Consider the following 25,425-nt stretch of genomic DNA (forward strand, 5'->3'; position numbering starts at 1 on the left):
TTTTTAAATCAAAAACAATCTGACACCAATTCCGCATTCACCATCGCTCCGGCAGCATTTCCTGTATATACCGCATTGGCAACCGAGCGCATCGCACTAGAATTGTCACCGCACGCAAATAATCCTACAACATTGGTCTTTTGAAATTGGTCGATTTTTATGTGACCCATTTCCGTCATTTCACAACCCAAAGATTTGGCAATGTCAGAATGTTGAGTGAAAGGAAACCCACCGTAAACCGCTTCAAAATCGATTTCTTTACCATCATCAAAGACCAGACTTTTTACATAGCCGTTTTCGTTTTTCAGTTCTGAAATTTCCGTTTCAATGATTTCGATTTGGTTGTTTTTAAGTTTTTCCAATTGTTCAGAAGTGAAATTGGCTTTTCCTCTCGTAAAAATCGTAACATCTTCAGTTAAATTTTTAACTAAAGAAGAAATATGAACGGCTTTGTCTCCATTGGCAATGATTCCCGTTTTTTTACCTTTGTATTCATAACCATGGCAATACGGACAATGGATTAATGAAATTCCCCATGATTCTTTGAAACCTTTAATGTTTGGAACTTCGTCACGAATTCCGGTCGCGACAATCAGTTTTTTTGAATCTAATTTTTCACCGTTTTCGTTTGTAATTTCAAATCCAAAATCTGTTTTTTGAGCTGAAACAGCTTTTCCATCATAAAACTTAATCGTGTCATATTTCTCAACCTGAGTTTTCGCTAATGCTGAAATTTCTTTCGGTGTTTTGCCATCCTGAGTCAGGAAATTTTGAGAATGTGGCGTTTGTTCGTTACAGGGTTTTCCGTTGTCAATCACCAAAACATTGCGTAGTGAACGTCCTAAAGTCATTGCTGCGGAAAGTCCGGCGTAGCTCCCGCCAATAATAATAACGTCAAATAAATCAGGCTGTTTCATATTTTATAGTTGTAATTATTGTTTAAATTCTTGCCAAAGTTAGAATAATTTTTTATTATTGCAACTTAATCGCATTAATAAAATGAAAAGAAGAAGTACCCCGACCAAAGAAGCCGTTCTTACATTGCTCACCACTACCCGGAAGGCGATGAGTCAGGATGCTATTGAAAAAAATGTTGATGTGAATATGGATCGTGCTACGATTTACCGTGTGCTGAACCGTTTTTGCGAAGATGGAATTCTTCACCGTATCGTAGCAGAAGACGGAAAACAATATTTTGCAGTCTGCATCAAGTGTGAAGAAAAGAAACTGGCAGACCATCATTTTCACTTTCGGTGTACGAATTGTCAGACCATAGAATGTCTGCCGGTTCCGGTGCAGTTTTCTTTACCACAAGGTTATCAGGTGGAAAGCGTGAACTGTATTTTGACAGGAGTTTGTAAAGATTGTACTTAGGACTTTATACAGTTTTCAAAACGCCACCATCTGCTCTCAGACTTGCTCCGTTTGTCGCAAGAGACAATGGACTAGAAAGATAAGTTGCCAGATTGGCAATTTCTTTTGGGTCGATGAATCTCTGTAACAAAGAATCTGGATTGGTTTGCTGAACAATAACCGCTTTCATCTGGTCAACTGTAACGTTTTGAACTTGTGCGAAATGTTCAACAGTTCTCGCCACACCATCTGAATAAGTTGGTCCGCCAAGAATGGTATTGACTGTCACTTCCGTGCCTTTGGTTAATTTTGATAAACCATTGCTGATAGCCATCAGCGAAGCTTTTGTCATTCCATAATGAATCATATTTCCGGGGATATTTACACCCGATTCACTGCTAATGAACAGGATTCGTCCCCAGTTCTTCTCGAGCATTTTTGGCATTATTTTTCTGGATAATTTGACGGCGCTCATCGTATTCACTTCAAATATATGATACCAATCTTCATCAGAAATAATGTCGAAATCTTTCAGTTCAAAAATTCCGACGTTATTGATTAAAATATCAATGTCATTCAGTTGTTCGAGTAGATGAGTCACTTCCTCTTTATTTGAGAAATCGGCAGCGATACCTGAAACTTTTGCGTTAGGAAATTGTTCTGTTAATTGTAAAACAGCTTTTTCAGTTTTTTCTTTTTGTCTTCCGTTAATGATGACTTCTGCGCCTTCCTGTAATAACTGTTGTGCAATTGCATATCCAATTCCCTGTGTTGAACCGCTGATGAATGCTTTTTTTGATGTCAATTCTAAATTCATTGTATGTAAATTTTATTTTTGTAATGATTAATCCAAAAATGGATAAAAAAATTAGCTGAGGACAGCCAATTGCATTTCTATTTGTTGAGACAGTATTTTTTGGTCTGGGTACATTCGTCTCAAAGTGTTCAGACCGCACCAGAAAGTGATCAGGTATTTCCCTAGAATCGCTGCCTCGGTTGTATTTTTTAATTCTCCTTTTTCCTGAGCTTTTCGGATAGCTTTAGTGTACATTTCTTCCACTTCTTTTAGAATTTGTACTGCTTCTTTTTCCAAATCTTCGTCGATGTAGGTCATTTCAACAACTGTATTGGCGATGATGCAGCCGCGCAAATGGGAAGCTTCGGTTTCATCGGCAACAGCCCGGAAGAAATTTTTAATTAATTTTATCGGCGTTTCACTGTTATCCAGTTCGGTTTTGAAATCAGTAAAAGCTTTTCTTCTTTGGTTGATTGCTTCTTTGAACACCTGCTTTTTTCCGCCTTTAAAAGTATTGTAAAAGCTTCCGCTTCCTGCACCGGTAATGGTCAATAAATCATTTAAGGACGTTGCAGTGTAACCTTTTTTCCAAAAAATATCTTGCGCTTTTTCTATCAGTGCTGCGTTATCGTGAATATTGGGTCTTCCTCTCATTTTATTTTGTAATGATCGATACAAAATTAGTGAAAATATTTTAATAACATACATTTTTATATTAAAACAGAATAAAATTTGTTTTAATGCTTGGAATAATTTTAATTCTTGCCTATATTTTTCTTTGTATCTGCAGAATCTGCTTTTGGTTTTTCTACTATAATAGACATTTTATTTTCAAATGGCTTAGCTTCCAATACCGTAATACTGGTCTGCTCTTTTCCAAGATTGTATTGTACGAAAACTGTTTTGTCTGTAGATCTGATGATATAGGTGTTTACGTTTTTCCAATTGTTGCAGGAGTGCATGTAGCCTAAATTGTATGCTTCTGGATCTTCTTTTTTTATCCGTTCATCTTCACCTTCCCTCAGAGGCTCACCGGTATTTATTTTTACACCACCAACATTTTTTATCAACTCATCAAAACTCTTTTGAATCTCCAGTGGAGAGAATTTTTTATCTTTAAATGCTTCAGAAATTCTTATTTCAGCCTTAAAAGTTTTTCCTTCCATGGCAGTGTAAGTTCCGTGATCATAGAAGTATTCTTTGTCAAAATCTTTGGTTTGCCCGTCGCCGTAATATAAGCTCGGGTCGGTAAATGTATATCCTTCAGGAAGCTTGAAATAAGGAAATGTTCCGCGAAATTTATCAGTAACCGGAATTTTGCTGATGTTGTAGCCTGTATCTGAAATTGCTTCTTCTTGCTCTTCTGTTTTAGACGTAATCGAGATAGGATCTTGTTCAGGTGCAGGTTGCTCTTTCTTGCTGCATGACCAAAGCGTAAGTGCTGATAAAACATTTATCAAAAGCATATTCTTCATAATTCAATATTTTGGGAAGTGTGATTATGGTTTTGTGTGGCAGCAAAATTGGTGCTAAAGAGGGCGAAAAATAATTAAAATAATGTTAAATAGTAAATGATGCCATCAATTATTTTAGAGAATTTAAAACTCTTTCAAACTCCAAATCCTTTTTATCTAAAATATCAGAATCTTTATACTTTATCAATTCATTGATTCTAATGCCTGTTTGTTGGGTTTGAGAATTATCGGGATAAAATATGCCGTTTCCTGTAAATTCCAAAAGATAATCTCCCGGAAGATTCACTTTAACCAAATCTCCGTCTGCACCGGAAGTTTGCTGACCAATAGTTAATGATTGCGGAAATATTTTCTGCAGACTCATTGAATACCATTCACTTGCACTTCGGGTTTCCGGGTTGACGAGAATAAAAACTTTTCCTTTGTAACTGTGTGTTGTTTTATTGGGAATTGAGGGGAAGTAATCATAATCCTGATAGATAAATGTGCCGATGTTTTTTAAATTGGGTTTGTAATATTTTCCAAAATAATTTTCAGCAGGCGAGAAGTATTTATAGATATAATGATATGGAAAACCACCCCAATCCGGATAAGCTCTCATGTCAAAAACAACAGCTTTTTTCTGTGAAGCACTACCTAAAATACTGTCCATCTTTGCATCTATCTTGTCATCATCCACATTGTTGATGAAGCCTAATGTTTCGTTGATTTTAAAGTAAGCAATATCCTTATGGGTAATTCTGCGGCTTTCCAGCTTCTTGATTTTATCTTGAAGATAGTTAACAATAATCTCATACTTTTCCTTGTTGGAAGTGTCGATCATGTCGATTTTTGCAGAAACTTTTCTGTTGACCTTGGCTGATTTTATTTCTAAAGTTTTTTGAGGAAGATCATCAGGCCAGATGAGATTATTTTCAAATTTCGAAATAACATATACCAGCTTTTCTTTGTTTGAAGTAGAAAGCAGTTCTTCTTTTTCTCTGATGATTTGCGAAATCCCTTTACCATTGATGGATGTGATTTTGTCGCCCACGTTGATCTGAGCTTTTGAACAGAGTTCAGGTAAGATAAGATGCGTTACCAAAATGTGATCATCAACAATCTGAAAATCAAAAGGTGCAAGATAGGTCATGTGATAAATATCTTTCCTGTAATTTAATTGTTTGTAAAAACTGAGCGCATGGCTGTCTTTAAATTTTGAAACCAATTTGGCTAAAATAATTTCAAAATCTTTTCTCGAATGTACTGTGGAGCTCTCATCTAAACTATTGCTGAAATATTGATCAAAACCTTTGTCCATGATATACTTATGAGGGAAGAGGTAATCTACGACTCCCTGTATTTTCGCCATAGCCAGCAAACGATATTCTAAAGGCAAATTTTCGGTTTTCGGGAATGGATATTTTTTTTCATCACTTACCAGTTTGTCTTTTGGCAGGTTTTCAAAATTATATCTATGTTGATAGATGTTGTTGAGCAAATCTTTATTGCTGGCGCTTATTTTTTTGTTGTTCCGGAACCAGTCAAAATTCTGATTTTTCGTTATAATATCTTTTGAAGTTTCAGTCGGAGCTGGAGTTATGAGATTTTTATTTAAATTTTGAGTTAATTGTGCAATTACAGAATTGAAATCATCTTTAGAATTAATGCTTTTGATTTTACCTAAAAACAAACTGTCTGCATCAATTTTACCGCTGGCAAGATCAGGATGGTAATATTTAAGAAAATTCCAGGTTTTAAGAAAAATATAGTGCTGTTCGGTTTGTGCATACAGTGTTTGCTGAAACAGTACGATGGTCAACAGCATGATAAGTCTTTTCATAATTTAATAGCGATTAACAAAGGGAAAATTAAAGTTTTTGAGCAAACTCTCTCATATAGTCCGCTGACTTTTTTTCATAATTTTCATCCAACATATCCATTTCGTCTTTTTTCTTAATAATCATCTTCAAATCATCTCGCTTTGAGAGATCGGCAATTTTCTTCATTAGGAAATTTCCACTCCAAAAGAAGTCTTTTTCAGCTTTTTTAAAATGCATCGTCAAAAAATTGAGAACTTCCAGGTCATCTTCTTTTACAATTAAATCAACGAGCCCTAGATCAGTATATTCAAATTTATTTATTTTAAAAAAGAGATGTCTCAGCTTTTGTACCTGGTCATCATTTAACTTAAAATTTCTTGAAAATGTTTCTTTTCTATCATCATAAAATGACATAAAATCGCTCTCGGGAGAAAGTTCGTAAAGTCCTTCCCATCTCGTAGATTCCTCAGATGCGCAGAGGATCAGCCAATCTACCGTTTTGTTTCTCTTTTCTTCTTCATCCTTGATCTCTAAAATAGTTTTCATTTCGAGGATACGGTTTCTGTAATGAGAATATTCTTTACCGTTAATCGGTTTTGCCCCGTACGATAGCGCATGGGTGCTATAGATGTTTTTTCCTTTTTCTTTATCTAAAAATGCCAATACCGTCTCACCTTTTTCATAATGTGCAGGCATCGGGCATGAAAATTCTGGCGAGAAATAGACTTCTACATTTCCTTTATGATGTATTTTGCCTTGTAAAACTTCATAGATTGTAATAACGGCAATATGAGATTCGGCCCAGCCTTGTACTGGTTCTTTATTTTCTTTAACTGCCGTAACCTTTCCATATACAATATTCTCGGATTCTATAATAAGATTTCTTAACGGCCTTGGAGCAATGGGATAAGCCAATACATGATGACAGAATAGCAGGAATGCAAACAGATAGAAAAATCTAAGTTTCATTGGATGTAGTTTTTATTAAATCTTATAACGTTTAAATTTAAATAAAATTTCACATACCAAAACTTTGAAAACCCTTAAATTTGTGGTCACAAAAAAGTTATGCAATGCTAAGGAAAATTACGATTGCTGCAGTTACTTTCATTTCTTTAATGACGGTGAATGCTCAAAAAAACAAAAAGTCACAGTTGGAAAAACCAAAGTTGGTAGTGGGTTTGGTAATCGATCAGATGAGGTGGGATTATTTATATCGTTTTTACGATAAGTATGGAGATGACGGTTTCAAAAGACTACTGAATTCAGGTTTTTCATTTAATAATGTAATGATTCCTTACGTTCCGACCGTAACTGCAATTGGGCATACCACCATTTACACAGGTTCTGTGCCATCGATCCACGGAATTGCAGGAAATGACTGGACAGACAGAGCAACCGGAAAAAATGTATACTGCACCGAAGATACCGAAATGAAAGGTGTTGGTACAAATGATAAAATTGGTGGTCACTCCCCGAAAAATCTGTGGAGTACAACGATTACTGATCAGCTGAGAATGGCAAGTAATTTTCAGTCAAAAGTGGTGGGGGTTTCTTTAAAAGACAGAGCCTCTATTTTGCCCGCAGGTCATAATCCGACAGGAGCTTTCTGGTTTGATGAAACTAACGGAAATTTTGTGACGAGTTCTTATTACATGAACAGTTTGCCAGAATGGGTGAATCGGTTTAATGATCAGAAATTAGCAGAGAAATTGGTAGCTAATGGATGGAATACTTTGTTACCGATTGATCAGTACACAGAAAGTACAAGAGACGATGTGCCTTGGGAAAAGCCCGTGGGAACAGCTAAAAGTCCAACTTTCCCGTACAATAATCTTGCTGCTGATTACGCAGCAAATAAGGGCGTACTGAGAACAACACCGTTTGGAAATTCATATACTTTGAAATTTGCTGAAGCTGCAATTGAAGGATATCAACTTGGTGAAGATCAGATTACCGATTTTCTAGCAATTAATGTTGCTTCCACAGATTATGTAGGTCATGCGTACGGTCCCAACGCCATTGAAGTAGAAGATACCTATCTGAGACTGGATATTGAATTGGCAAATTTCTTTAAAATGCTTGACAAAAAAGTAGGGAAGGGCGAATATCTCGTTTTTCTATCAGCAGATCATGGCGGGGCGCATGCGGAAGGATACATGAAAGAAAATAAAATGATGACCGGGTTCTTTGATGACGGTTTAGAGAAAAATTTGGGTGCAGAATTAGAAGCAAAATATGCTGCCAGCAAACTGATTTTGGGAATAGATAATTACCAGATTTATATTGATAGCAAACTGATCAAAGAGAAAAAACTAGATGAAACCGCAATTAAAAAAAGCATTATTGAAAACTTAAATAAAGATCCCCGTGTACTGTATGCCGTAGATCTCAAAGATGTTGGCAATGCAGCAATTCCAGAGCCAATAAAAACGAGAATCATTAATGGGTACAACTGGCAGAGAAGCGGTGATATTCAGATTGTTTCGCACGACGGAATGCTTCCCAATTATGCCAAAAAAGGAACCACACACAGTGTCTGGAATTCATACGACGCTCATATCCCATTGATTTTTATGGGTTGGAAAGTTCCTCACGGTGAAAGCAATGCTTCGCATTTTATGACTGATATTGCACCTACAATCGCACAGTTTTTAAAAATTGAAAACCCCAGCGGAAACGTGGGACAGCCTTTGATGGAAGTTTTGGGAAAATAAATCAGTTTTAAAAAAGATTAAATTATTAAGCGCTTACCCTGTAGGTGCTTTTTTTTGCTTAATATGTAACAACTTGGTGAAATTTAATACCTATTAAAAAAAACTATGGACAACATCATAGAAATCAAAAATCTCAATTTTGGTTTCGATAAACAGAAACTCATTCTGAAAAATGTAAATTTAAAGGTTCCTAAAGGTTCAATCTACGGATTCCTCGGCGCAAACGGGGCAGGAAAGTCAACGACAATGCGCTTAATCATGGGACTTTTTAATGATGATACCAATGCGGTAAAAGTATTTAATGAAAATGTTTCTGATATTTATCCTAAAGCTTTACAAAATATTGGTTCACTCATCGATTATCCCGCTTTCTACGATCACTTGTCTGGTTATGACAATCTGAAAATTGTATGCATCATCAAAAAACTGAATACTGAAGCTATCGACGAAGTTTTGGAAACGGTTGGTCTTTCACATGCCCGAAATATTAAAATGAAAAAGTATTCTCTGGGAATGAAGCAAAGGCTCGCTATTGCTTTGGCATTAATCAGCAGTCCTGAACTTCTGGTACTGGATGAACCTGTAAATGGACTCGATCCCAACGGAATGCTCGAAGTGCGTGAACTTCTTATCAAACTGAACCGCGAAAGAGGCGTGACTATTTTCATTTCAAGTCACTTACTGCTAGAAATTGATAAAATGGTGACTCATCTCGGGATTATTTCTCATGGCGAAATAAAATTCGAAGGAAGTAAAGAAGAGTTGAATGACCTTTATAAATTCCAGAAAACGAAATTCCAAATGAATGATGCCGGAAAATTTAATGAAATTTTAAAAACGAAATACGAAACAGAACTCAAATCTGAGAACGAAATTGCTGTAGTCACCAATTCTCAAATGGAAATTGCAGCAATCAATACACTCTTAGTCAACAGCGGTGCTCAGATTTTTCAAATTTCAGCAGCAGGAGGTCTCGAAGAATGGTTTATGGAAATTACAAAACAAAACTAAAACATGAATACAGAATTTAAATATATAAAAACCGCCTTTGCCGCAGAGTGGCTCAAAACAAAGAATCTCGGACTGCTCTATTCGGCAATAGTCTTTGCTATTTTACTTCCGCTGATCAGCATGTTGTTTCAGATATTGACTGAAGATGCAAGAATATACGATGGAGTGGTTACCACAACAACGCAGGATGCATTGATAGACACCGTAGGACCTTACGGAACATTTTTTATGTTGCTGTTCATCATTATTGCTGCAACCAGAATTGCACAGACTGATCATAAAAATAACGGCTGGACATTTTTAGAAACCCAACCTTTAAGTAAACTAAGTATTTACACTGGGAAATTTTTAGTTCTGGTTACCCTTACCACCATTTCTATAACGATATTTTTCCTTGCAACCATTTTCACTGGATATTTAGCGCAGGCGTTATTTCCGCAGGAAAATCTGAGATATGCGATAGATTTATATTGGGTTTTCCAGACTTTTGTCAGAATGTTTGTATTAAGTCTGGGAATTATTTCACTTCAGATGATGCTGTCTGTTATTATCCCGGGTTTTGTATGGCCTTTTGTGATAGGATTTGTAGGATTTGTAGGCAATGTGGTTGCCAGTATTAGAAAAGAAACATATGATTATTCTCCGTATAATAATATCGATACCGCACTACAGTACAAAGATTCTTATAAACTGAATCACTTTTTTAATTATTCTGAATATCTGAGTTTATTTTGGGCTGTTCTATTTTTTGTAATAGGCTACATTTGGTACAGTAGAAGAGGTTTCAAAAATGCTTTTGCAAGAAATAATGCAATCATTCTGAAAACGATGATTGGTATTGCAGTATTTACAGGAATTTATTTTCTAATTACGAAGCCATTTTATCCCACTAAAAATGCTGATATAACTTCTATTCAAGGCACTATTGCTGCTCCAAACACTATTAAAACAGTTAAAATAGTTTCCGAAGAACTTAATGAACCTCTCGCTGAAATTCCTGTAAAAGATGGGAAATTCTCTTGGGAATCTAAAAGAAATGTAGACTTGGCGTCCTATATTTTAATTGTTGACAAAAAACAATATCCTTTTGTTTTATCAAAGGGTGATGATATCTTTTTTGATATTAAAACAGATCCAAAGCATTTTGTGGTTACTCTGAAAGGTACACGAAAAGCGGAAGATCAGTACATTATTTCAAAAGCTCAGAAATTCTCAATGTTTTTTTCATACATTGTTGAAGCTAAGCAGTATACTAATGAACCGGATAAGTTTTATGAGGCTGCAGAAGAAGAGTGGGAAGATGGCGAAAAATATCTTAGAAAATACCGTACAAAAGAAAATATCTATTTTTCTGATGACTTCAGACAGTTTCAGCAGCAAAAAAATGCAGTCAATCTTTTAAATGCTGTTTACGATTATCAAAAGATGACTTCTTTTACCGACAAAAAATTTGCACCGCCGGCTGATTTAATGAAGGAGCTTCAGAATGTTGTGAAAAAACCGGTCTCTATGTTACTGTCTGATGAAGAATATAAAAACTGGAGGATTAAAGAATTTCTTCCAAAAGAAGGAACAAAAAATCCTGACAGTATTGTTTTTGTAAAGCTTTCAAAAATGCCGAAAAGTCTGGAAAAAGATCAGCTTCTGTCGTTTCAAATGCTAAAAATGATGAATCTGATAAAAGATGAAAAGCAACGTAATCTGCTTTTTCAAAATAAGTTTTCGGAGTTTCAAAACCCCAAATATCAGAATTTTGTAGGAAGCCAGCTGCAGATTATCAACAATCAGCAAAAAGGAAAACCTTTTCCGCTAATTGCATTCGAAGATGAATCTGGGAAGAAAGTAAGTTTATCAAAATTTAAGGGTAAATATGTTGTTCTTGATCTTTGGGCAACATGGTGTGCACCTTGTCGCGAAACATCACCTGTATTTGAATATCAGGCAAATAAATATTCTAACAATGACAAGATTGTATTTCTATCGGCAAGCATCGACGCAGATAAAAGTAAGTGGAAACTTGATCTGAAGAATAAAAAATTTGCGGTCGTTCAATGGTGGATCTCAGATCCCAATGTTCTGAATCATCTGGGAGTATCAGGAATTCCACGCTTTATGATGATTGATCCCCAAGGAAAAATCTATAATGCCAATCTTCCTCGACCTGATGAAACCAACTTTCAAAATATAATTGATGAAGTTTCTGATAATGATGAGATAACAATTAATTTTTAGTGAAAATTCACTTTAGACCAACAAAGGCTTCCTATATAAAATTGGGAAGCCTTTTTTAGTTTCTGATACCTATTACTATTCTTCTGTAGTTTCTTCTTCCTCATCATCATACTGCTCCAGGTAGTAGGCAAAAGAAAAATCTTCCACCTCATCTTCTGTATCTTCTAAGGTGGTCAGTAAATCTTCAAAAATTTCTAGCTGATCAACGCTCATATTGACAAATTCTAGATGAAGAGGCATCTTCAGCTCCCCTGAAATAACATCTGAAAGGGCATCCAGATTATCTCCGAAATGAGCCGGAAGCTCTATCTTTTCTTTAAGCTGAGCATAAAAATCTTCGTAATCTCCAAGGTCTGCGAAGTCAATGTATATTGTATTCATAGTTTTATTTTTTAAGAATGTGCAAATGTATGGGTTTTATTGTCAGTGAAAGAAGTGGAACGAAAAAGCAATGAGGCACTAGTCAAACTTCCAGTTCTTAGTTTTTAAAAAGTTCTTACAGTCGGTACAAAAGTCAGTTTCGTCGTCTGTATGATTTTTACCTTCCGCATCTCTCATAAAGCAAGATTTTTCCGGACAATGCTCAAGACCTTGTGTATGCCCAATTTCATGAATTGCCACTTTGAAAAACTGTTCGTTCCTGTTGTTTTTATTTAACCTGAAATTGGATGCAACGCATGATCTTCCCGGTCTATATCCTAATCCCATGACTCCGAAGTCTTTTATTGTACCTTTTGTAGTACTGATGTCTTTTGTTGTGAGGCCTATTGTGACAAATCCTTCTTCCGTTTTTTGACGTAGAAGTTTAATAATTGAATCTGCTCTGTAACGATTTCTGTCTTTGTAGTAGGCTGATTTTGGCAAATCTATTGCGTCTAAAATTTTCACATGCGGATAAATTTTTTTGATTTCATCAGCAACAAATTTCGTAGTCACAGAATTCATATCCGTGAAAGGCTGAATCAAAATAACCGCCTCTTTATTATTTTTTAAGAGACTGGTCTTTTTATCGATACAGGAGAAAATTAATAAAAAGATCAATGTAAAAAGTAACCAACTACTTCTTCTCAAAACTCTTATAATGATTTTTAGTTAAATAAACATCGCCTTTTTGAGTAAAAACAATCCGGTCTGCATTTCTGTTTCCACAGTTGTAATTGACATCAGCTTCAAAATATTTTTCACCTTTCGGAAGTTTTCCTTCACGGTTTCCAAAATAATCTCCACCAATGGCTTTTCCAGGAAGAACTTCACAGAGATTTCCCTGAGTAGGATTCCATCCCGATTTCTTGGCTTCATTTTTTGTAATATAATAATCAGGAAGCTGATGGTTTTGCTTGACGTAATTGATTACCGTATTCTCTTTCGTGAGCTCATCTATTGATTGCCTTTCAGATTGGTCTTTTGCAACTTTCGAGACAGTCTCAGTTTTAGTTGGAGCTTTCTTCTCTGCAATAAAATTATTATAAATATACATCACAGACATCCCGAAAAGAAGTCCCATGCAGGCAAAAAGTACCGAGCGTATTTTAGGATTCATAGTTTTAGATCAATGGTTAATTTAGCTTCGTTAGCGAATTATCAATTTTAAAAATAGATGTCGAATTGCAAAAATTCATAAATGATAATTCACTTACAAGGCAAAATCATATTTAAGCTCTCCATTCTTCCGGAATATCACACACCGGAATCGGATTGATTTTATGCTGAGCAGCCTTATTCATTCTGCTGAAAATCTTAAATACTTCCAGATCTCTTCCGCTGTAGTCTGCTTCTGTTTTTGTTCCCCATTCTTTCTGTATTTTTTCTAACTCAGGATAAGTGGCACCAATCTGCATTTCATCGGTTCGTTCGGCATCCCAAAGACCATCTGTAGGAATGGCTTCCTGGATGTTTTTTACCAAATTTAAAGCTTTAGCCAAGGCATACACTTCAGTTTTGTAAAGGTCTGCGATAGGAGAGATGTCTACACCACCGTCGCCGTACTTCGTGTAAAAACCAATTCCGAAATCTTCCACCTTGTTTCCTGTGCCACAGACCAAAAGTCCGTTAATTTGTCCGTAATAATATAGAGTCAGCATTCTCAAACGTGATCTGGTATTGGCAAAAGCCAGCTTTTCGTTCGGAAACTCATCATCGTGAACATCAAAAGTTTTGTACAATTCTTCAAAAGCTGGGGAAAGATTTACAGACATCGCTTCAATGTTCGGGAATTTTGATTTTAAATCATCCATATGTTCCCACGCACGGTTTACCTGATCTTCTTTTTGACGGATTGGCATTTCAATCAATAAAGTTTTTAAACCGGTCATCGCTGCCAAAGTAGACACCACACCGGAATCTACACCACCGGAAACACCAATGACATATCCTTTAACACCTGATTTTTCTGCATAATCTTTCAGCCAATGTACAATATGATCTATTACTTTTTGTGTCTGCATTGTATATTTTTATTTTGTAAAATTCTCTTTTTTAAGTTGGTACCAAAAACAATTGTCCCCTTCATCAATAAAAGTGCCTTTTTCCTCAAAACCCAATTTCCTCAAAACATGGTTGGATGCGTCATTTTCTACATCAGCGTAGGCGAAAACTTGGTCGAGCTTCATTTCGTTAAAAGCATAATTCAAAACGGCAATTGAAGTTTCTGTGGCATAGCCTTTTCCCCAATATTCCGGTGTGAAACGGTACCCAAGATCGTGGATGTTTTTATGGTTATTGATTTCTTTAATCAATTTTAATCCGCTCCAGCCGACCAATTTCCCGTCTTCTTTATTGATAGCGGCCCATCTTCCGATTCTGTTTTCTGTATACTGATTTCGAATATTTTCAATCATCTCCACGCTTTGACTGATGTGGGTAAGAGGTTTTGTTCCGACATATTTTACGACTTCCGGATTGCTGTCCATTGCAAAAAAGGCTTCAGCATCTTCAGTAATTATTTCTCTTAAAATAAGTCTTTCTGTTTCGATGAATATTTTTGCCATTAATTTCCTTATTTTTGTGACTTAAATTTCATGTAAAAATAATGAAGATTTTTAGAATTGCCGCACTTTCATGCCTTTTAGTTTTAAGTTTAAACTCTTGTAAAAAAGAACAGGAAACTGACTGGAAGGTAGAAATAAAAAATCCTGCCGAAAAGGTGGAGGTCACCGATATTTCAAAAGAATTTTATGATCAGAATGTTCCTTTGGAGCAATTCACGTCGAAGTTTCCGTGGTTTCAGGGGACTGTTCCTGATGAAGATTTTGGCAAAAGGAGAGCTGATGCTCAGGAAATAAAAATCTACAAGGAGGCAATTGGCAAAATTGATCAGAAGAAGTTGCAGAGTGAGCTTCAGGATTTGTTTTCACACATTAAATTTTATTTTCCACAGTTTAAGAGTCCAAAAGTTTTCCTTTTTTCATCGGCTTTACAGATGATTCAGGATCCTCTTCTGTATGATGATAAAACCAATTTTCTGTTCATCGATATTTCAGGATTTATGGGTGATAAAAATGCTAATTATAAAGGATTAGAACTGTATTTTCAAAAATCAATGAACCCAAGCAATATCGTTCCGAAAGTATCCAGAATGTTTGCGGAGAATATTGTTCCGTATACAGGAAACAGTCAGAAATTTATTGATTTATTGGTATATAACGGTAAGGTTATGACTTTACAGGATGCTTTTTTACCTGAAATTCCTGATTATTTGAAAATGGATTATACGAAAGAGCAATACGATTGGTCAAAAGCCAACGAAGCTAATATTTATAATTATTTCGTTGAGAACAATCTGATTTTTGGTGATGATCATAGATTGGCAGAACGTTTCATTGCTCCCGGTCCGTTTTCAAAATTTTACACAGAAATTGATAACAGTTCATCTCCGATGGTAGGAATTTTTACCGGTTGGCAGATTTGCAGAGAATATTTAAAAAAGAAACCTGAAACAAAATTGGTAGACTTCCTGAAAATGGATGCTACACAAATTTTTAATGAAGCGGGTTATAAACCAAAATTAGAAGAATAAAATTGGGTTGACAGAGTGAAAGTTGATGGAAATGAAAGGGATTTATTTCTAAACTATTAACGGAGAACTAGCAACTGATTAAAAATAGTAGAAAAAATAGGAAAAATGAGAAAGACTCAAATAACAATAGATGTAGAGTTGGATGAAAATCACATCCCAGAATTGATGACTTGGAATGCAGCGGATGGCGGTGTAGAAAAAGAAGAAACCAAGGCAGTGATGATTTCTGTTTGGGATGAAAAGACATCAGAAGCTTTAAGAATCGATCTCTGGACGAAAGATATGCCGGTAGATCAAATGAAAATGTTCATGCATCAGATTTTTGTTTCTATGGGAAATACGTATCAGAGAGCGACCGGAGAAGACGATGTTGCTGCATGGATTGAGGATATTGCAGAAGAATTTGCTGTGAAATCGGCAATAAAAATGTAAGATGTTTTCGTTGCAGGATTTTTTTAAATATGTAAGACTTAAGAACAGAATAAGTCATATTTCTTTTTTTCTTGCTTTTATCTTAGACGTCATTTTCCTTGTCATATTTAATCTGGCTTCTTACAAAATTGCTTGGATTGTAGGGGTTATCATTTTTTATATAGCTTTGATTCCTGTGTTTGAGAAATTATTTGCTCACAAATATTTTAAGGATAAAAAAAACATCATCAGTTATATTTTTTTTAGAGAATATTTTGGGGATAGGAAATATAATATTCATGAAAATTTCTCAAAAAAAGAAATTGAAGACTTTATTGAAAACTTAGATTGTGAGGCCTTTATTTCAGAGAATAATATTCCGTCAGAATATTCTTTTGTGAAAAATGAAAGTTACAGTATACTGGAATTTAAAAATGTACACCTTAAACATTATACCAGAATAATTCCTTGGGAAATTGTATCATGGAAATACTCTTTTCGAGATAATGAAGGAATTGAGGAGTTCTTGGAAATTGAATATGTGAATGAAAGTAATGAGACCATTAAGGAAGAAATATTCTCTGATAGAATAAAGCAAAAAACTTCATTTCATCTCTTTTTACTATTTGTGATACATGATTTGAAGTATGGAAAAAGACTTTCTCTTCAAAGAGATTATTATATGAAAAAAAGAAGCTTTTTTAAAGTTGCTGTATTTGAATAAATCTTACAAACAGAAAAAATAAATAAGTAAACAATGTTAGAAAGCCGGATATCGAAAGTTTATACTAAGATCCAGTTTTATCATTCAGCTTTCAACAAAAAATTATAAAAAATGAATTTCAATACAAAAGTTATACACGGAGGACAACATCACGAATCTGCAACGGGTTCTGTGAATGTTCCTGTTTTTTTAACATCAACTTTCGCACAGAAAAGTCCGGGAGTACATTCAGGATACGAATATTCTAGAGCGGCAAACCCTACAAGACAGGCCTTGGAAGACTCTTTAGCAAGCATCGAAAACGGAGCAAGAGGTTTAGCTTTCGGTTCTGGTTTAGCTGCGATTGACTGTGTTTTAAAATTATTAAATCCGGGCGATGAGGTTGTTGCTGTAGACGATTTATATGGTGGAACGTACAGAATGTTCACCAGACTTTTCGAAAAATATCAGTTGAAATTTACTTTCGTGAATTTTGATGATGTGTCAAAAATTGCCGATGTTATTACTGATAAAACTAAATTGATCTGGGTGGAAACACCAACCAACCCATTGATGAAATTGGTTGATATTAAAGCAGTTGTAGAAATCGCAAAAGGTAAAGATATTTTGGTTGCGGTAGATAACACATTTGCAACACCTTACCTTCAAAGACCCATCGATTTGGGAGCTGATATTGTAATGCACTCTGCAACAAAATACTTAGGTGGTCACTCTGACGTTATCGCTGGAGCTTTGATTGCGAAAGATGCTGAATTGGGAGAGAAACTTCATTTCATTCAGTTTGCAAGTGGTGGAATTTTAGGACCACACGATTCTTATTTGGTGTTGAGAGGAATTAAAACATTGGCTTTAAGAGTTCAGAGACATTCTGAAAACGGAATGGCTGTTGCAAAGTACCTTGAGTCTCATCCGGCAGTTGCACAAGTGATTTATCCAGGATTAGAATCTCACCCGCAATATGAATTGGCAAAATCTCAGATGAAAGATTTCGGAGGAATGGTTTCTTTCACTTTTAAATCTGGAAAGAAAGAAGATGCAATTAAGTTTTTGGAGAAAGTAAGAGTATTTACTTTGGCTGAATCTTTAGGAGGCGTAGAATCTTTGGCGAATCATCCAGCTTTGATGACTCACGCTTCTATTCCTGCAGAAAAACGCGCGGAATTAGGAATTACAGATGATTTGGTTCGTCTCAGCGTAGGAATCGAAGATGCAGAAGATTTGATTGCAGATTTAGAGAAAGCATTCTCTTAAAATAATAAATCATCAACATCCGTTTTTACAGCGGATGTTGATTTTTAATTCAATTTAAATATGAATAATACAAGAAAAGCTCAGATTCAGGATTTACCTCAATTATCAGAATTATTTGATCAATACAGAGTTTTTTACCATAAAGATTCTGATATTCCATCTGCTGAAAATTTTCTAAAAGAAAGAATAGAAAAAGCTGATTCTGAAATTTTCGTTGCTGAAAGTGAAGGTCAATTAGTTGGCTTTGTACAACTGTATCCATTGTTTTCGTCAACAAGAATGAAGCGTTATTGGTTGCTGAATGATTTGTTTGTCAACGAAAATTATCGTGGAAAAGGTTTTTCAAAAGAATTAATCGAAGAAGCCAAAGAGCTGGCAAAATTGACTAATGCAGCAGGAATTCTTCTGGAAACCGGAAAATCAAACGACATCGGAAACCAATTGTATCCGTCTTGTGGGTTTGAGATTTACGATGAAGTGAATTTCTACGAGTGGACGAATAAATAATTGTGAATTGTCAATCGTCAATTGTGAATTTCTAAAATTACTCATTATAACATGACAGATTTTCAAAAATACATACAGAGATATTTAGATTTAATTCCATCTAAAAATTGGTTGGAAGAATTGAAATTGGTTGGTGAAAAAACGGTTTCGCTATATTCTTATTTGACCGAAGAACAGTCAAAGTTTGCTTATGCAGAAGGAAAATGGACGTTGAAAGAGGTGCTTCTGCATTTATCAGACACTGAAAGAGTTTTTCAATACCGAATTTTAGCTTTTGCAAGAGGCGAAAAATCTGAATTGCCGGGTTTTGATGAAGAAAGTTATGCAGCGAATTCTTTTGCCAACGATAGAAGCTTAGAATCTTTATTGGAGGAATATCAATCAGTAAGAAATTCATCTTTGATTTTATCGGAAACATTAAGCTCTTCAGTTTTAACTAATATCGGGACAGCCAATGGAAACCAAATTTCTGTGGAAACGATTTGTCAATTGATTGTGGGTCATAATATCCATCATTTGAATGTGGTGGAGGAAAGGTATTTGCCGGAATTGTAATGGACATAAACAAAAAAGTAATAGTTTTCAATCTGATTATTTTTGTTTCTTCTCTCTTTTTTACTGCTTTTACAGTTGTTGATCTAGGGAAAAGTGAAAATTATAAATCTATTCTGATTTTTCTTTTTGGTATCATCAGCTTTCTGGGTGGTGGAATTTTAGAATTTTTTGTTTGGTCCGCGAACATTTGGTTTTTTGTCTCAATTTTTTTCTTCTTTAAGAAAAAATATTCTTTATCAATAACATTCTCAACAATTGCTACAATTACTGCTTTGTCATTTATTTTTTGGAATAACATTTTAATTTCTGAAAATGGGAGAAAAGGTATTATAAATACTTTAGAAGCAGGCTATTTTTTGTGGATAGCTGCTTTTTTGTCGCTCTTAATTTCTGGAGTTTACTTAAAAATTAAAATAAATGGAACGAGAATTTAAAAGTTCGTTTTATTTAATCTATATAAAGCTTATTAAAAATGGAAAACATCATTAACATACTAAAGTCAGGCGGCACCATTCTCTATCCAACAGACACCATCTGGGGAATCGGTTGCGACGCCACAAACATAGACGCCATCAATAAAATTTTCGAGATCAAGAAACGCGAGAAAAATAAATCGATGATTATTTTGGTAGAAAATGAGAAGCGATTACAAGATTTGGTGGACGTTCCGGAAATGGCTTGGGAAATTATGGATTTGAGTGAAAAACCAGTCACTCTGGTATATCAAAATCCAAAAGGTTTACCTAAAGAATTATTGGCCGAAGACGGAAGCATCGGAATTCGTCTTGTAAAAGATTTGTATTGCAAAAAGCTAATTACAAAACTGAATAAACCTTTGGTTTCCACATCAGCCAATTTCAGTGGTGATAAAAGCCCTTTGCAGTTTTCTGATATTTCGAAAGAAATAATTGATTTGGTAGATTACGCAGTAGAAGAATACCGCGAAAAAGTTTCGCAGTATTCAGGTTCGTCAGTAATCAAAATATGGAGTGATAACAGAATCAAAGTTCTTCGTGAATAAAAGTTTTATCCAACATTTATAGAAATCTATTTCACATATTTTTGAAAAATTTCATCTTTTTCTGAGTAAAATTTCAATGCAAATTCTTGCCTGTTGTTAATCGATATATACGACAGATCTGCAGAAGAATTTTCATCAGATTGTTTTCCTTTTATAAATTTATCATTGATATCCAAGGTGTAGGAAAAGGTGTCAGGATTGTATCCTGAAGTGCCTTTAATATTGCTTACAGTTGTCGTTTTTGGTTTTACAGAAACATTCAGATTGTCGTCACTTTGTATTACAATGTCAGATTGGGCATCATATTCTACAATATTGATTTCACCTTCTTTTTCATAACGTATTCTTACAATGGTATTGATATGTTCATTATTCTTAAATAATGAAACAATAAAAGCCTGATATGCAATACCGTCACTTCCGAACCACCCTAAAGCATCAAAGTAAGGAGTAATTTTATTGGCATCGGCAATTTTTTTGTTGTAAAAGTTCTTGAGAAGATTATGCATTGGCTCAGCTCTGAAATAAAATCTTTCAATTTCATCTTTTCTTTCCAGTGTAGACATAGTTGAGTTTTTATAAACGATAGGGATAGGAGCAGTCGTATTTTTATCTGATTGTGTACCTGTTATTTTACTTGTTTTTGTATCAATTTCATACACAAAAGTATCTGGATTATAGGCTACATCTTTCCCTTTAATAATTTGTACGGAGGTGTTTTTTGTTGGAATAAAAGATATTTTTGTATTGCCGTTTTTAAGTTTTTCCAGATAGCAATCTGCATGAAACTCTACAAGATGCTCTTCATTATCAGAGGTATAAAGGATTCTCACCGTAGAATCTGCACGTCCGTTTTCGTCGTGTTGATCGGTAATCATCATTACGTTATATTTTATTCCAGAATTATCAGTGAAATCTATAAAATCTGTATAATAAACATTTTTAGCCTGAGAAAAAAGAATCGAAAACGAACACAAGAAGGCAATGAATAATAATTTTTTCATGGTAGTTAGTTTTAGTTATTACGTAAAGATAAAGAGTTTTAATAAATGATTTTAAATTATTTAAGATTTAATCTAATTCCTATATTTGCAAAAGTTTCATTTTTCATAGCATAAAGATGAAATTTCATATTTAGAATAATAATGACAATTAACCTCAATCAAAATAAAAATCTAAAACTTTTCAAGACAATTTCTGAAGTTGCTGCCGAAAACAATCAGTCGGTGTATATTGTTGGCGGGTATGTGCGTGACTTGTTGATGAAAAGGGAGGCTAGCACTGATATAGATTTTGTGACCGAACAAAGTGGAATTGAACTGGCTCAAAATGTCGGAATGAAAATCGATCCTAAAATGAAAGTTTCCGTTTTTAAAACTTATGGAACTGCGATGATCAGATACAAAGATCTCGAACTTGAATTTGTAGGAGCGAGAAAAGAAAGCTACACCGAAGATAGCCGTAAACCCGAAGTAGAAGGCGGAACGATTGAAGACGACCAAAAAAGAAGAGATTTCACTATCAATGCGATGGCAATTTCTTTAAATAAAGACAATTTCGGCGAATTAATAGACCCGTTTGATGGAATTGATGATCTGCAAAAACAAATTCTCAGAACACCTTTAGAACCTGCGCAAACTTATTCTGATGATCCTTTGAGAATGATGAGAGCGGTTCGTTTTGCCTCTACTCTAAATTTTACCATTGAAGAAAATTCATTAGACGCTATAAGACATGAAGCGGGGAGAATCAAGATCGTTTCTATGGAAAGAATCATGGTTGAATTTAATAAAATCATGCTATCAAAAAAACCATCTGTTGGCTTAAAACTAATGGAAGAAACGGGTTTAATGAAATTAGTTATTCCGGAATTGATTGATTTAAAAGGCGTAGAAGAAGTAGAAGGACAGACCCACAAAGATAATTTTTACCACACGCTGGAAGTGGTTGATAATATTTCTGAAAATACGGATAATCTGTGGCTTCGTTGGTCTGCATTGCTTCATGACATAGGAAAAGCTCCAACGAAAAAATTTGTAGACGGAACGGGATGGACTTTCCATGGGCACGAGTTTTTAGGCTCAAAAATGGTGAAGACCTTATTTCAAAAGCTGAAGTTACCTTTGAATGCCGACATGAAGTACGTTCAGAAAATGGTGAAATTGTCTTCACGTCCAATTGCGCTGATTACCGATGATGCGTCAGATTCTGCATTAAGAAGACTGTTGTTCGACGCAGGAGAAGATATGGAAGATTTGTTCACGCTTTGTAAAGCAGATATAACGACCAAAAATTCCAAAAAACAGGAAAGATTCAAGAAAAATTTCCAATATGTTGCGGTTAAAATTAAAGAAGTTGAAGAAAAAGATCAGGTGAGAAACTTCCAGCCACCAATTTCAGGAGAAGAAATTATGGTGATGTTTAACCTTAAACCAGGGAGAGAAATTGGTATTTTAAAGGAAAAAGTAAAAGAAGCAATTTTGGAAGGAGAGATTGGAAATGATCATGAAGAAGCAAGAATGTTTGTGATTGCTCAGGCTGAGAAGCTCGGATTGTCAATTTAAGTCTGGTCAAGATAAAAAAAAGTACGGGGCGGTTTCAAAGAAACCGCCCCGTACTTTTAGATAAAATTTAAAACTAATGTAAATTAGTTAGCGTAAACATTCGTTGATCCCATACCTGTCGTAAACTTCTTGATTAAAGTTCCTGAAGTAGTGTAAACACTCATTTCACTTGCCTCAGTAAATGATTTCACATCAGATGTGAAAATTCTTCCGTCTACTACAGAAAATCCGTAAAGGGTAAAGTACTGACCACCATCAACAACTGTTATGATAGGAGCTGTAGGTGAAGCTGTTGCATTCACATCCATAGAATAGATCTTATTGTAAGAACTGAAAAAGAATCTTCCGTTATCAATTTGAAGGTGGGTTCCGTTAGCAATACCGGTAAGCGTAATTGTTTTCACAATTGCTCCGGCTGCAGAGATTTGATAGATATAAGAATCTGTAGTTCCTTCCGCAATTACATAAATATTATTATTGTAAGCAATAGTCTTGTTGATATTTCCGCTTGGTAAAGAAATTGGTGTACCTTCAATTTCGTTGGTTACCGTATTGATTTTTGTAAGCGTATTTCCAAAGCTGTACGTTGCATTCTGTACAAAAACGTTTCCTCCCGCTACCACAACTCTTTCTGCTGTATTAGTAAAAGTAATTTTTTTCACGAAAGATAAATCTGAAGTTTTGTATACATTGACAGACTTAGGACCATTGTACTGATCATTAGATACATAAAGCATATTGTTAGCAACTGCCATATAACGAGGATTATTCAGTTGGCTGGTGATTTCTCCTGTTTTTTTGAAAGTATAACGGTTTACTACTTGAATTTTGTTTGAGTTGTTCAATAAAAGATAAGCCTGATCTCCGTTATAAGCGATAGTCTGAAGTACATCACCCAGATTTTCATTTGCATTATTAGCCTTATAGATGTCGTTTTGTACAAAGTTCAGATCTTTAGTTATAAAACTTACATCAGCATTAGGTACTCCAAAGTTTCCTTCATTTGTTATGAAGTAGCCGTTTTCATAAGTTGGGCTTGCAACTATTTCTTCGTAGTCAGACGAACACGAGATATTAAATAGTAAAACCAATCCTAAGACAAGTTGTAAAAATCTAGTCATTTTCATAATATAGTTAATTTTAAAAATTTATTGTTCCTGTGATACTGTAATTTCTTTTTGGTAGAGGGTAATAAGCTACCGTTTCATAAATAGTATCTGTAATATTGTTGACTTTAAATCCTAAAGTGTATTTTTTAAAGATCGTTGCCGAAGCACCTGCATTCATTACAAAGTAGGGCTGTAGCGCTTTTGGTCTGCTCTCATCTGTCGTGGTGTATGTCAATCCGTTAAACATTCCCTGAGCATAAACTTTCAGGAATTTGAATTGATAATCTCCGTTCATAAATACTTTGTGCAACGGAACATAGGTCAACTGTTTCTGGCTTTCTAAGTTTATGGATTTTGTCAAAATATATCCTGCACTCAGCTTGATGAAATGTGTATTAAACTTTTTTTCGTAGCTCAACTGGGATTCTAAACCATAAGACTCAACTTTGTTCGTGTTAGTTGGAGCCCAGTAGCCTAATCCGGTGTCAAGCCAGCGAATCATATCGGTGATACGCATGTAGTAAGGCGTAATGCTTAATTTAAAATCCTGCACTTTGAATTCATGGTTCATATCTGCCTGATTGGAAGTTTCTGGTCGTAGGTTTAAATTTCCTCCCGGAGTCCAGTATAGGTCGTTGAACGAGGGGAATCTGAAGTTTTTTGAAAAATTTAAGTTCACACTGTACCAATTTGAAGCTTTCCATTTTCCTGAAAATGAATATAAGAATGGCGAATTCAAATCTTCGACAAAATCTTTCTTTACTCCCGCTTCAAAACGCAGATTTGATGTGGTAAAATACCTCAGTAGTCCTGCAACAGAACCTACATTCCTACTTACTTTTTTAATCCCGGAATCTCCTTGCCCTTCACCTTGATTTTGCTGAAATTCTCCTATTACATTTACATTCCACTTTGGACTGATGAAATAATTGAAGTCATTTTTTACAATATAATTTTTATTAATTCCGCCGCTTGTGCTTGGAGCTTTATAGATTCCAAAATATTGAAAATTGTCTTCTGTGTAAGCAGCTTTTAGGGTATTTGAAATTCTGTTTTTGCTAATATCCCACGATAACAAACTTCTGACAGTCTGTGCCTCATATTTACTTTTATTCCCATTTTCTGAAAAAATAGGATAGTTTTGTGAAGCATCATAAATCTGACTTTGCCAAGACAATATCTGTCTGTCAGCTATCTTGTAGGAAACTCCTACATTATAAGTGGTGTTGTAGAATTTCCCGTTTCTGTTGATATAATTTTGGGCTTCAGGAACTTCATAATCATTTTCACTAATCACATAATTCCCGGATACTTTAAAACTGAATTTCTCATTGCTGTAAGATGCTTTCAGAAAATTATTAAACGTTCCAAATGAGGCAATTTCAGAATTTAATAATCCATTAACACCCTGATTGAAGCTTAATTCATTGTTTAAATGAATGCTTCCGCCAATCGCGCCGCTTCCGTAAATAACACTTCCGCCGCCCGATTTTACTTCCATCTGATCGTAACCGAAAAGCGCAATATTATTGACATCGCCCTGACCTAAAAACTGAGAATTGATGTTGATTCCATTCCAGACAAAAGCAGTTTGCTGAGCAGTCGTTCCTCGAAATGATGGTGAAGAAACGGCACCACGGCCATTTTCTTTGATGTAAACCGGAGATTGAAAACGTAAAACTTCTGAAAGATTAGAGGAGTTTTTTTGAATGTCATCAGGAGTCAATGTAGTAATCTTATGAAAAAGTTTTACCTTATTCATTTGATTGTCAAAAATATAGACCGTATCAATTATTTTCTCCTGACCAAAGTACAGAGATAAATTGAAAACGGTACAGGCAAAGACTAAAGAACTTTTTATACTCATATCATTTTGCTTTTC

At 35.0% G+C, this 25,425-nt stretch carries 27 protein-coding genes; 13 read left to right on the forward strand and 14 right to left on the reverse strand.

Features of this window, described 5'->3' with window-relative positions:
- Positions 1-8: 8 nt before the first annotated feature.
- On the reverse strand, positions 9-917 hold the full coding sequence (locus tag AR685_RS11915) for an NAD(P)/FAD-dependent oxidoreductase (protein ID WP_059124708.1): 909 nt from the start codon (positions 915-917) through the stop codon (positions 9-11).
- A gap of 82 nt (positions 918-999) precedes the next feature.
- On the opposite strand from AR685_RS11915, the gene AR685_RS11920 reads away from it, so the two are divergent.
- Positions 1,000-1,374 (forward strand): Fur family transcriptional regulator, encoded by a 375-nt coding sequence (locus AR685_RS11920; protein WP_059124709.1) that lies wholly within the window; start codon positions 1,000-1,002, stop codon positions 1,372-1,374.
- 4 nt (positions 1,375-1,378) lie between these two features.
- On the opposite strand, the gene AR685_RS11925 is transcribed toward AR685_RS11920, so the two are convergent.
- The 5 genes from AR685_RS11925 to AR685_RS11945 all read right to left on the reverse strand — a co-directional run bounded on the left by AR685_RS11925 (position 1,379) and on the right by AR685_RS11945 (position 6,395).
- The gene (locus AR685_RS11925) at positions 1,379-2,170 is read right to left on the reverse strand and encodes an SDR family NAD(P)-dependent oxidoreductase (RefSeq protein WP_059124710.1); all 792 of its coding nucleotides are present in this window, start codon (positions 2,168-2,170) and stop codon (positions 1,379-1,381) included.
- Between the two features lie 51 nt (positions 2,171-2,221).
- Positions 2,222-2,803 (reverse strand): TetR/AcrR family transcriptional regulator, encoded by a 582-nt coding sequence (locus AR685_RS11930; protein ID WP_059124711.1) that lies wholly within the window; start codon positions 2,801-2,803, stop codon positions 2,222-2,224.
- Positions 2,804-2,904: 101 nt separating this feature from the next.
- Entirely contained in the window at positions 2,905-3,624 is a 720-nt protein-coding gene (locus tag AR685_RS11935) for a hypothetical protein (protein WP_059124712.1), read from the reverse strand.
- Between the two features lie 109 nt (positions 3,625-3,733).
- The gene (locus tag AR685_RS11940; protein ID WP_059124713.1) at positions 3,734-5,446 is read right to left on the reverse strand and encodes a S41 family peptidase; all 1,713 of its coding nucleotides are present in this window, start codon (positions 5,444-5,446) and stop codon (positions 3,734-3,736) included.
- A gap of 28 nt (positions 5,447-5,474) precedes the next feature.
- Entirely contained in the window at positions 5,475-6,395 is a 921-nt protein-coding gene (locus AR685_RS11945; RefSeq protein WP_131777622.1) for a hypothetical protein, read from the reverse strand.
- Positions 6,396-6,499: 104 nt separating this feature from the next.
- Between AR685_RS11945 and pafA the strand changes: the two genes are divergently transcribed.
- From pafA to AR685_RS11960, 3 genes are all read left to right on the forward strand, one after another.
- Positions 6,500-8,143, forward strand: a complete 1,644-nt coding sequence (gene pafA, locus AR685_RS11950) for an alkaline phosphatase PafA (protein WP_059124715.1) — start codon at positions 6,500-6,502, stop codon at positions 8,141-8,143.
- Between the two features lie 105 nt (positions 8,144-8,248).
- The gene (locus AR685_RS11955) at positions 8,249-9,154 is read left to right on the forward strand and encodes an ABC transporter ATP-binding protein (protein WP_047445520.1); all 906 of its coding nucleotides are present in this window, start codon (positions 8,249-8,251) and stop codon (positions 9,152-9,154) included.
- A gap of 3 nt (positions 9,155-9,157) precedes the next feature.
- On the forward strand, positions 9,158-11,386 hold the full coding sequence (locus AR685_RS11960) for a redoxin family protein (RefSeq protein ID WP_059124716.1): 2,229 nt from the start codon (positions 9,158-9,160) through the stop codon (positions 11,384-11,386).
- A gap of 75 nt (positions 11,387-11,461) precedes the next feature.
- Here the strand turns inward: AR685_RS11960 and AR685_RS11965 are convergent, their stop codons facing one another.
- The 5 genes from AR685_RS11965 to AR685_RS11985 all read right to left on the reverse strand — a co-directional run bounded on the left by AR685_RS11965 (position 11,462) and on the right by AR685_RS11985 (position 14,373).
- On the reverse strand, positions 11,462-11,767 hold the full coding sequence (locus AR685_RS11965; RefSeq protein WP_047445524.1) for a barstar family protein: 306 nt from the start codon (positions 11,765-11,767) through the stop codon (positions 11,462-11,464).
- Positions 11,768-11,845: 78 nt separating this feature from the next.
- Positions 11,846-12,427 carry a matrixin family metalloprotease gene (locus tag AR685_RS11970; RefSeq protein WP_117584640.1) on the reverse strand — a complete coding sequence of 194 codons (582 nt, stop codon included), beginning with the start codon at positions 12,425-12,427 and terminating at the stop codon, positions 11,846-11,848.
- A 16-nt stretch (positions 12,428-12,443) separates the two neighbouring features.
- Positions 12,444-12,926 carry a ribonuclease domain-containing protein gene (locus AR685_RS11975; protein ID WP_047445528.1) on the reverse strand — a complete coding sequence of 161 codons (483 nt, stop codon included), beginning with the start codon at positions 12,924-12,926 and terminating at the stop codon, positions 12,444-12,446.
- 112 nt (positions 12,927-13,038) lie between these two features.
- Positions 13,039-13,830 carry an NAD(+) synthase gene (gene nadE / locus AR685_RS11980; protein WP_059124718.1) on the reverse strand — a complete coding sequence of 264 codons (792 nt, stop codon included), beginning with the start codon at positions 13,828-13,830 and terminating at the stop codon, positions 13,039-13,041.
- A 9-nt stretch (positions 13,831-13,839) separates the two neighbouring features.
- Entirely contained in the window at positions 13,840-14,373 is a 534-nt protein-coding gene (locus AR685_RS11985; protein ID WP_059124719.1) for a GNAT family N-acetyltransferase, read from the reverse strand.
- 41 nt (positions 14,374-14,414) lie between these two features.
- Here AR685_RS11985 and AR685_RS11990 point away from each other — a divergent pair, with 41 nt between their 5' ends.
- The 8 genes from AR685_RS11990 (at position 14,415) to AR685_RS12025 (ending at position 19,870) form a co-directional block, all read left to right on the forward strand.
- Positions 14,415-15,401 (forward strand): hypothetical protein, encoded by a 987-nt coding sequence (locus AR685_RS11990; RefSeq protein WP_059124720.1) that lies wholly within the window; start codon positions 14,415-14,417, stop codon positions 15,399-15,401.
- Positions 15,402-15,506: 105 nt separating this feature from the next.
- On the forward strand, positions 15,507-15,833 hold the full coding sequence (gene gldC / locus AR685_RS11995) for a gliding motility protein GldC (RefSeq protein WP_047445533.1): 327 nt from the start codon (positions 15,507-15,509) through the stop codon (positions 15,831-15,833).
- 1 nt (position 15,834) lies between these two features.
- Positions 15,835-16,536, forward strand: coding sequence for a hypothetical protein (locus tag AR685_RS12000; RefSeq protein ID WP_047445536.1), 702 nt, complete (start codon positions 15,835-15,837; stop codon positions 16,534-16,536).
- Between the two features lie 111 nt (positions 16,537-16,647).
- The gene (locus tag AR685_RS12005) at positions 16,648-17,787 is read left to right on the forward strand and encodes a cystathionine gamma-synthase (protein WP_047445539.1); all 1,140 of its coding nucleotides are present in this window, start codon (positions 16,648-16,650) and stop codon (positions 17,785-17,787) included.
- Between the two features lie 60 nt (positions 17,788-17,847).
- A complete protein-coding gene (locus AR685_RS12010; protein ID WP_047445541.1) occupies positions 17,848-18,294 on the forward strand; it encodes a GNAT family N-acetyltransferase in 447 nt (148 codons plus the stop codon).
- Positions 18,295-18,345: 51 nt separating this feature from the next.
- Positions 18,346-18,849: a DinB family protein gene (locus AR685_RS12015; protein WP_059124721.1), complete on the forward strand. Its 504-nt coding sequence runs from the start codon at positions 18,346-18,348 to the stop codon at positions 18,847-18,849.
- Entirely contained in the window at positions 18,849-19,283 is a 435-nt protein-coding gene (locus AR685_RS12020; protein ID WP_059124722.1) for a hypothetical protein, read from the forward strand. Before AR685_RS12015 ends, AR685_RS12020 begins: the two co-directional genes overlap by 1 nt.
- Before the next feature lie 38 nt (positions 19,284-19,321).
- Positions 19,322-19,870, forward strand: a complete 549-nt coding sequence (locus AR685_RS12025; RefSeq protein ID WP_047445546.1) for an L-threonylcarbamoyladenylate synthase — start codon at positions 19,322-19,324, stop codon at positions 19,868-19,870.
- 26 nt (positions 19,871-19,896) lie between these two features.
- Here the strand turns inward: AR685_RS12025 and AR685_RS12030 are convergent, their stop codons facing one another.
- A complete protein-coding gene (locus AR685_RS12030; RefSeq protein ID WP_047445548.1) occupies positions 19,897-20,874 on the reverse strand; it encodes a hypothetical protein in 978 nt (325 codons plus the stop codon).
- A gap of 141 nt (positions 20,875-21,015) precedes the next feature.
- On the opposite strand from AR685_RS12030, the gene AR685_RS12035 reads away from it, so the two are divergent.
- A complete protein-coding gene (locus AR685_RS12035; RefSeq protein ID WP_059124723.1) occupies positions 21,016-22,434 on the forward strand; it encodes a CCA tRNA nucleotidyltransferase in 1,419 nt (472 codons plus the stop codon).
- An 83-nt stretch (positions 22,435-22,517) separates the two neighbouring features.
- On the opposite strand, the gene AR685_RS12040 is transcribed toward AR685_RS12035, so the two are convergent.
- Positions 22,518-23,561: a DUF5074 domain-containing protein gene (locus AR685_RS12040; RefSeq protein WP_059124724.1), complete on the reverse strand. Its 1,044-nt coding sequence runs from the start codon at positions 23,559-23,561 to the stop codon at positions 22,518-22,520.
- A gap of 13 nt (positions 23,562-23,574) precedes the next feature.
- Complete coding sequence (locus AR685_RS12045; RefSeq protein WP_117584641.1) at positions 23,575-25,410, reverse strand: TonB-dependent receptor plug domain-containing protein; 1,836 nt, start codon at positions 25,408-25,410, stop codon at positions 23,575-23,577.
- Positions 25,411-25,425 lie beyond the last annotated feature (15 nt).

This window comes from Chryseobacterium sp. JAH (assembly GCF_001507335.1).
GTDB lineage: Bacteria > Bacteroidota > Bacteroidia > Flavobacteriales > Weeksellaceae > Chryseobacterium.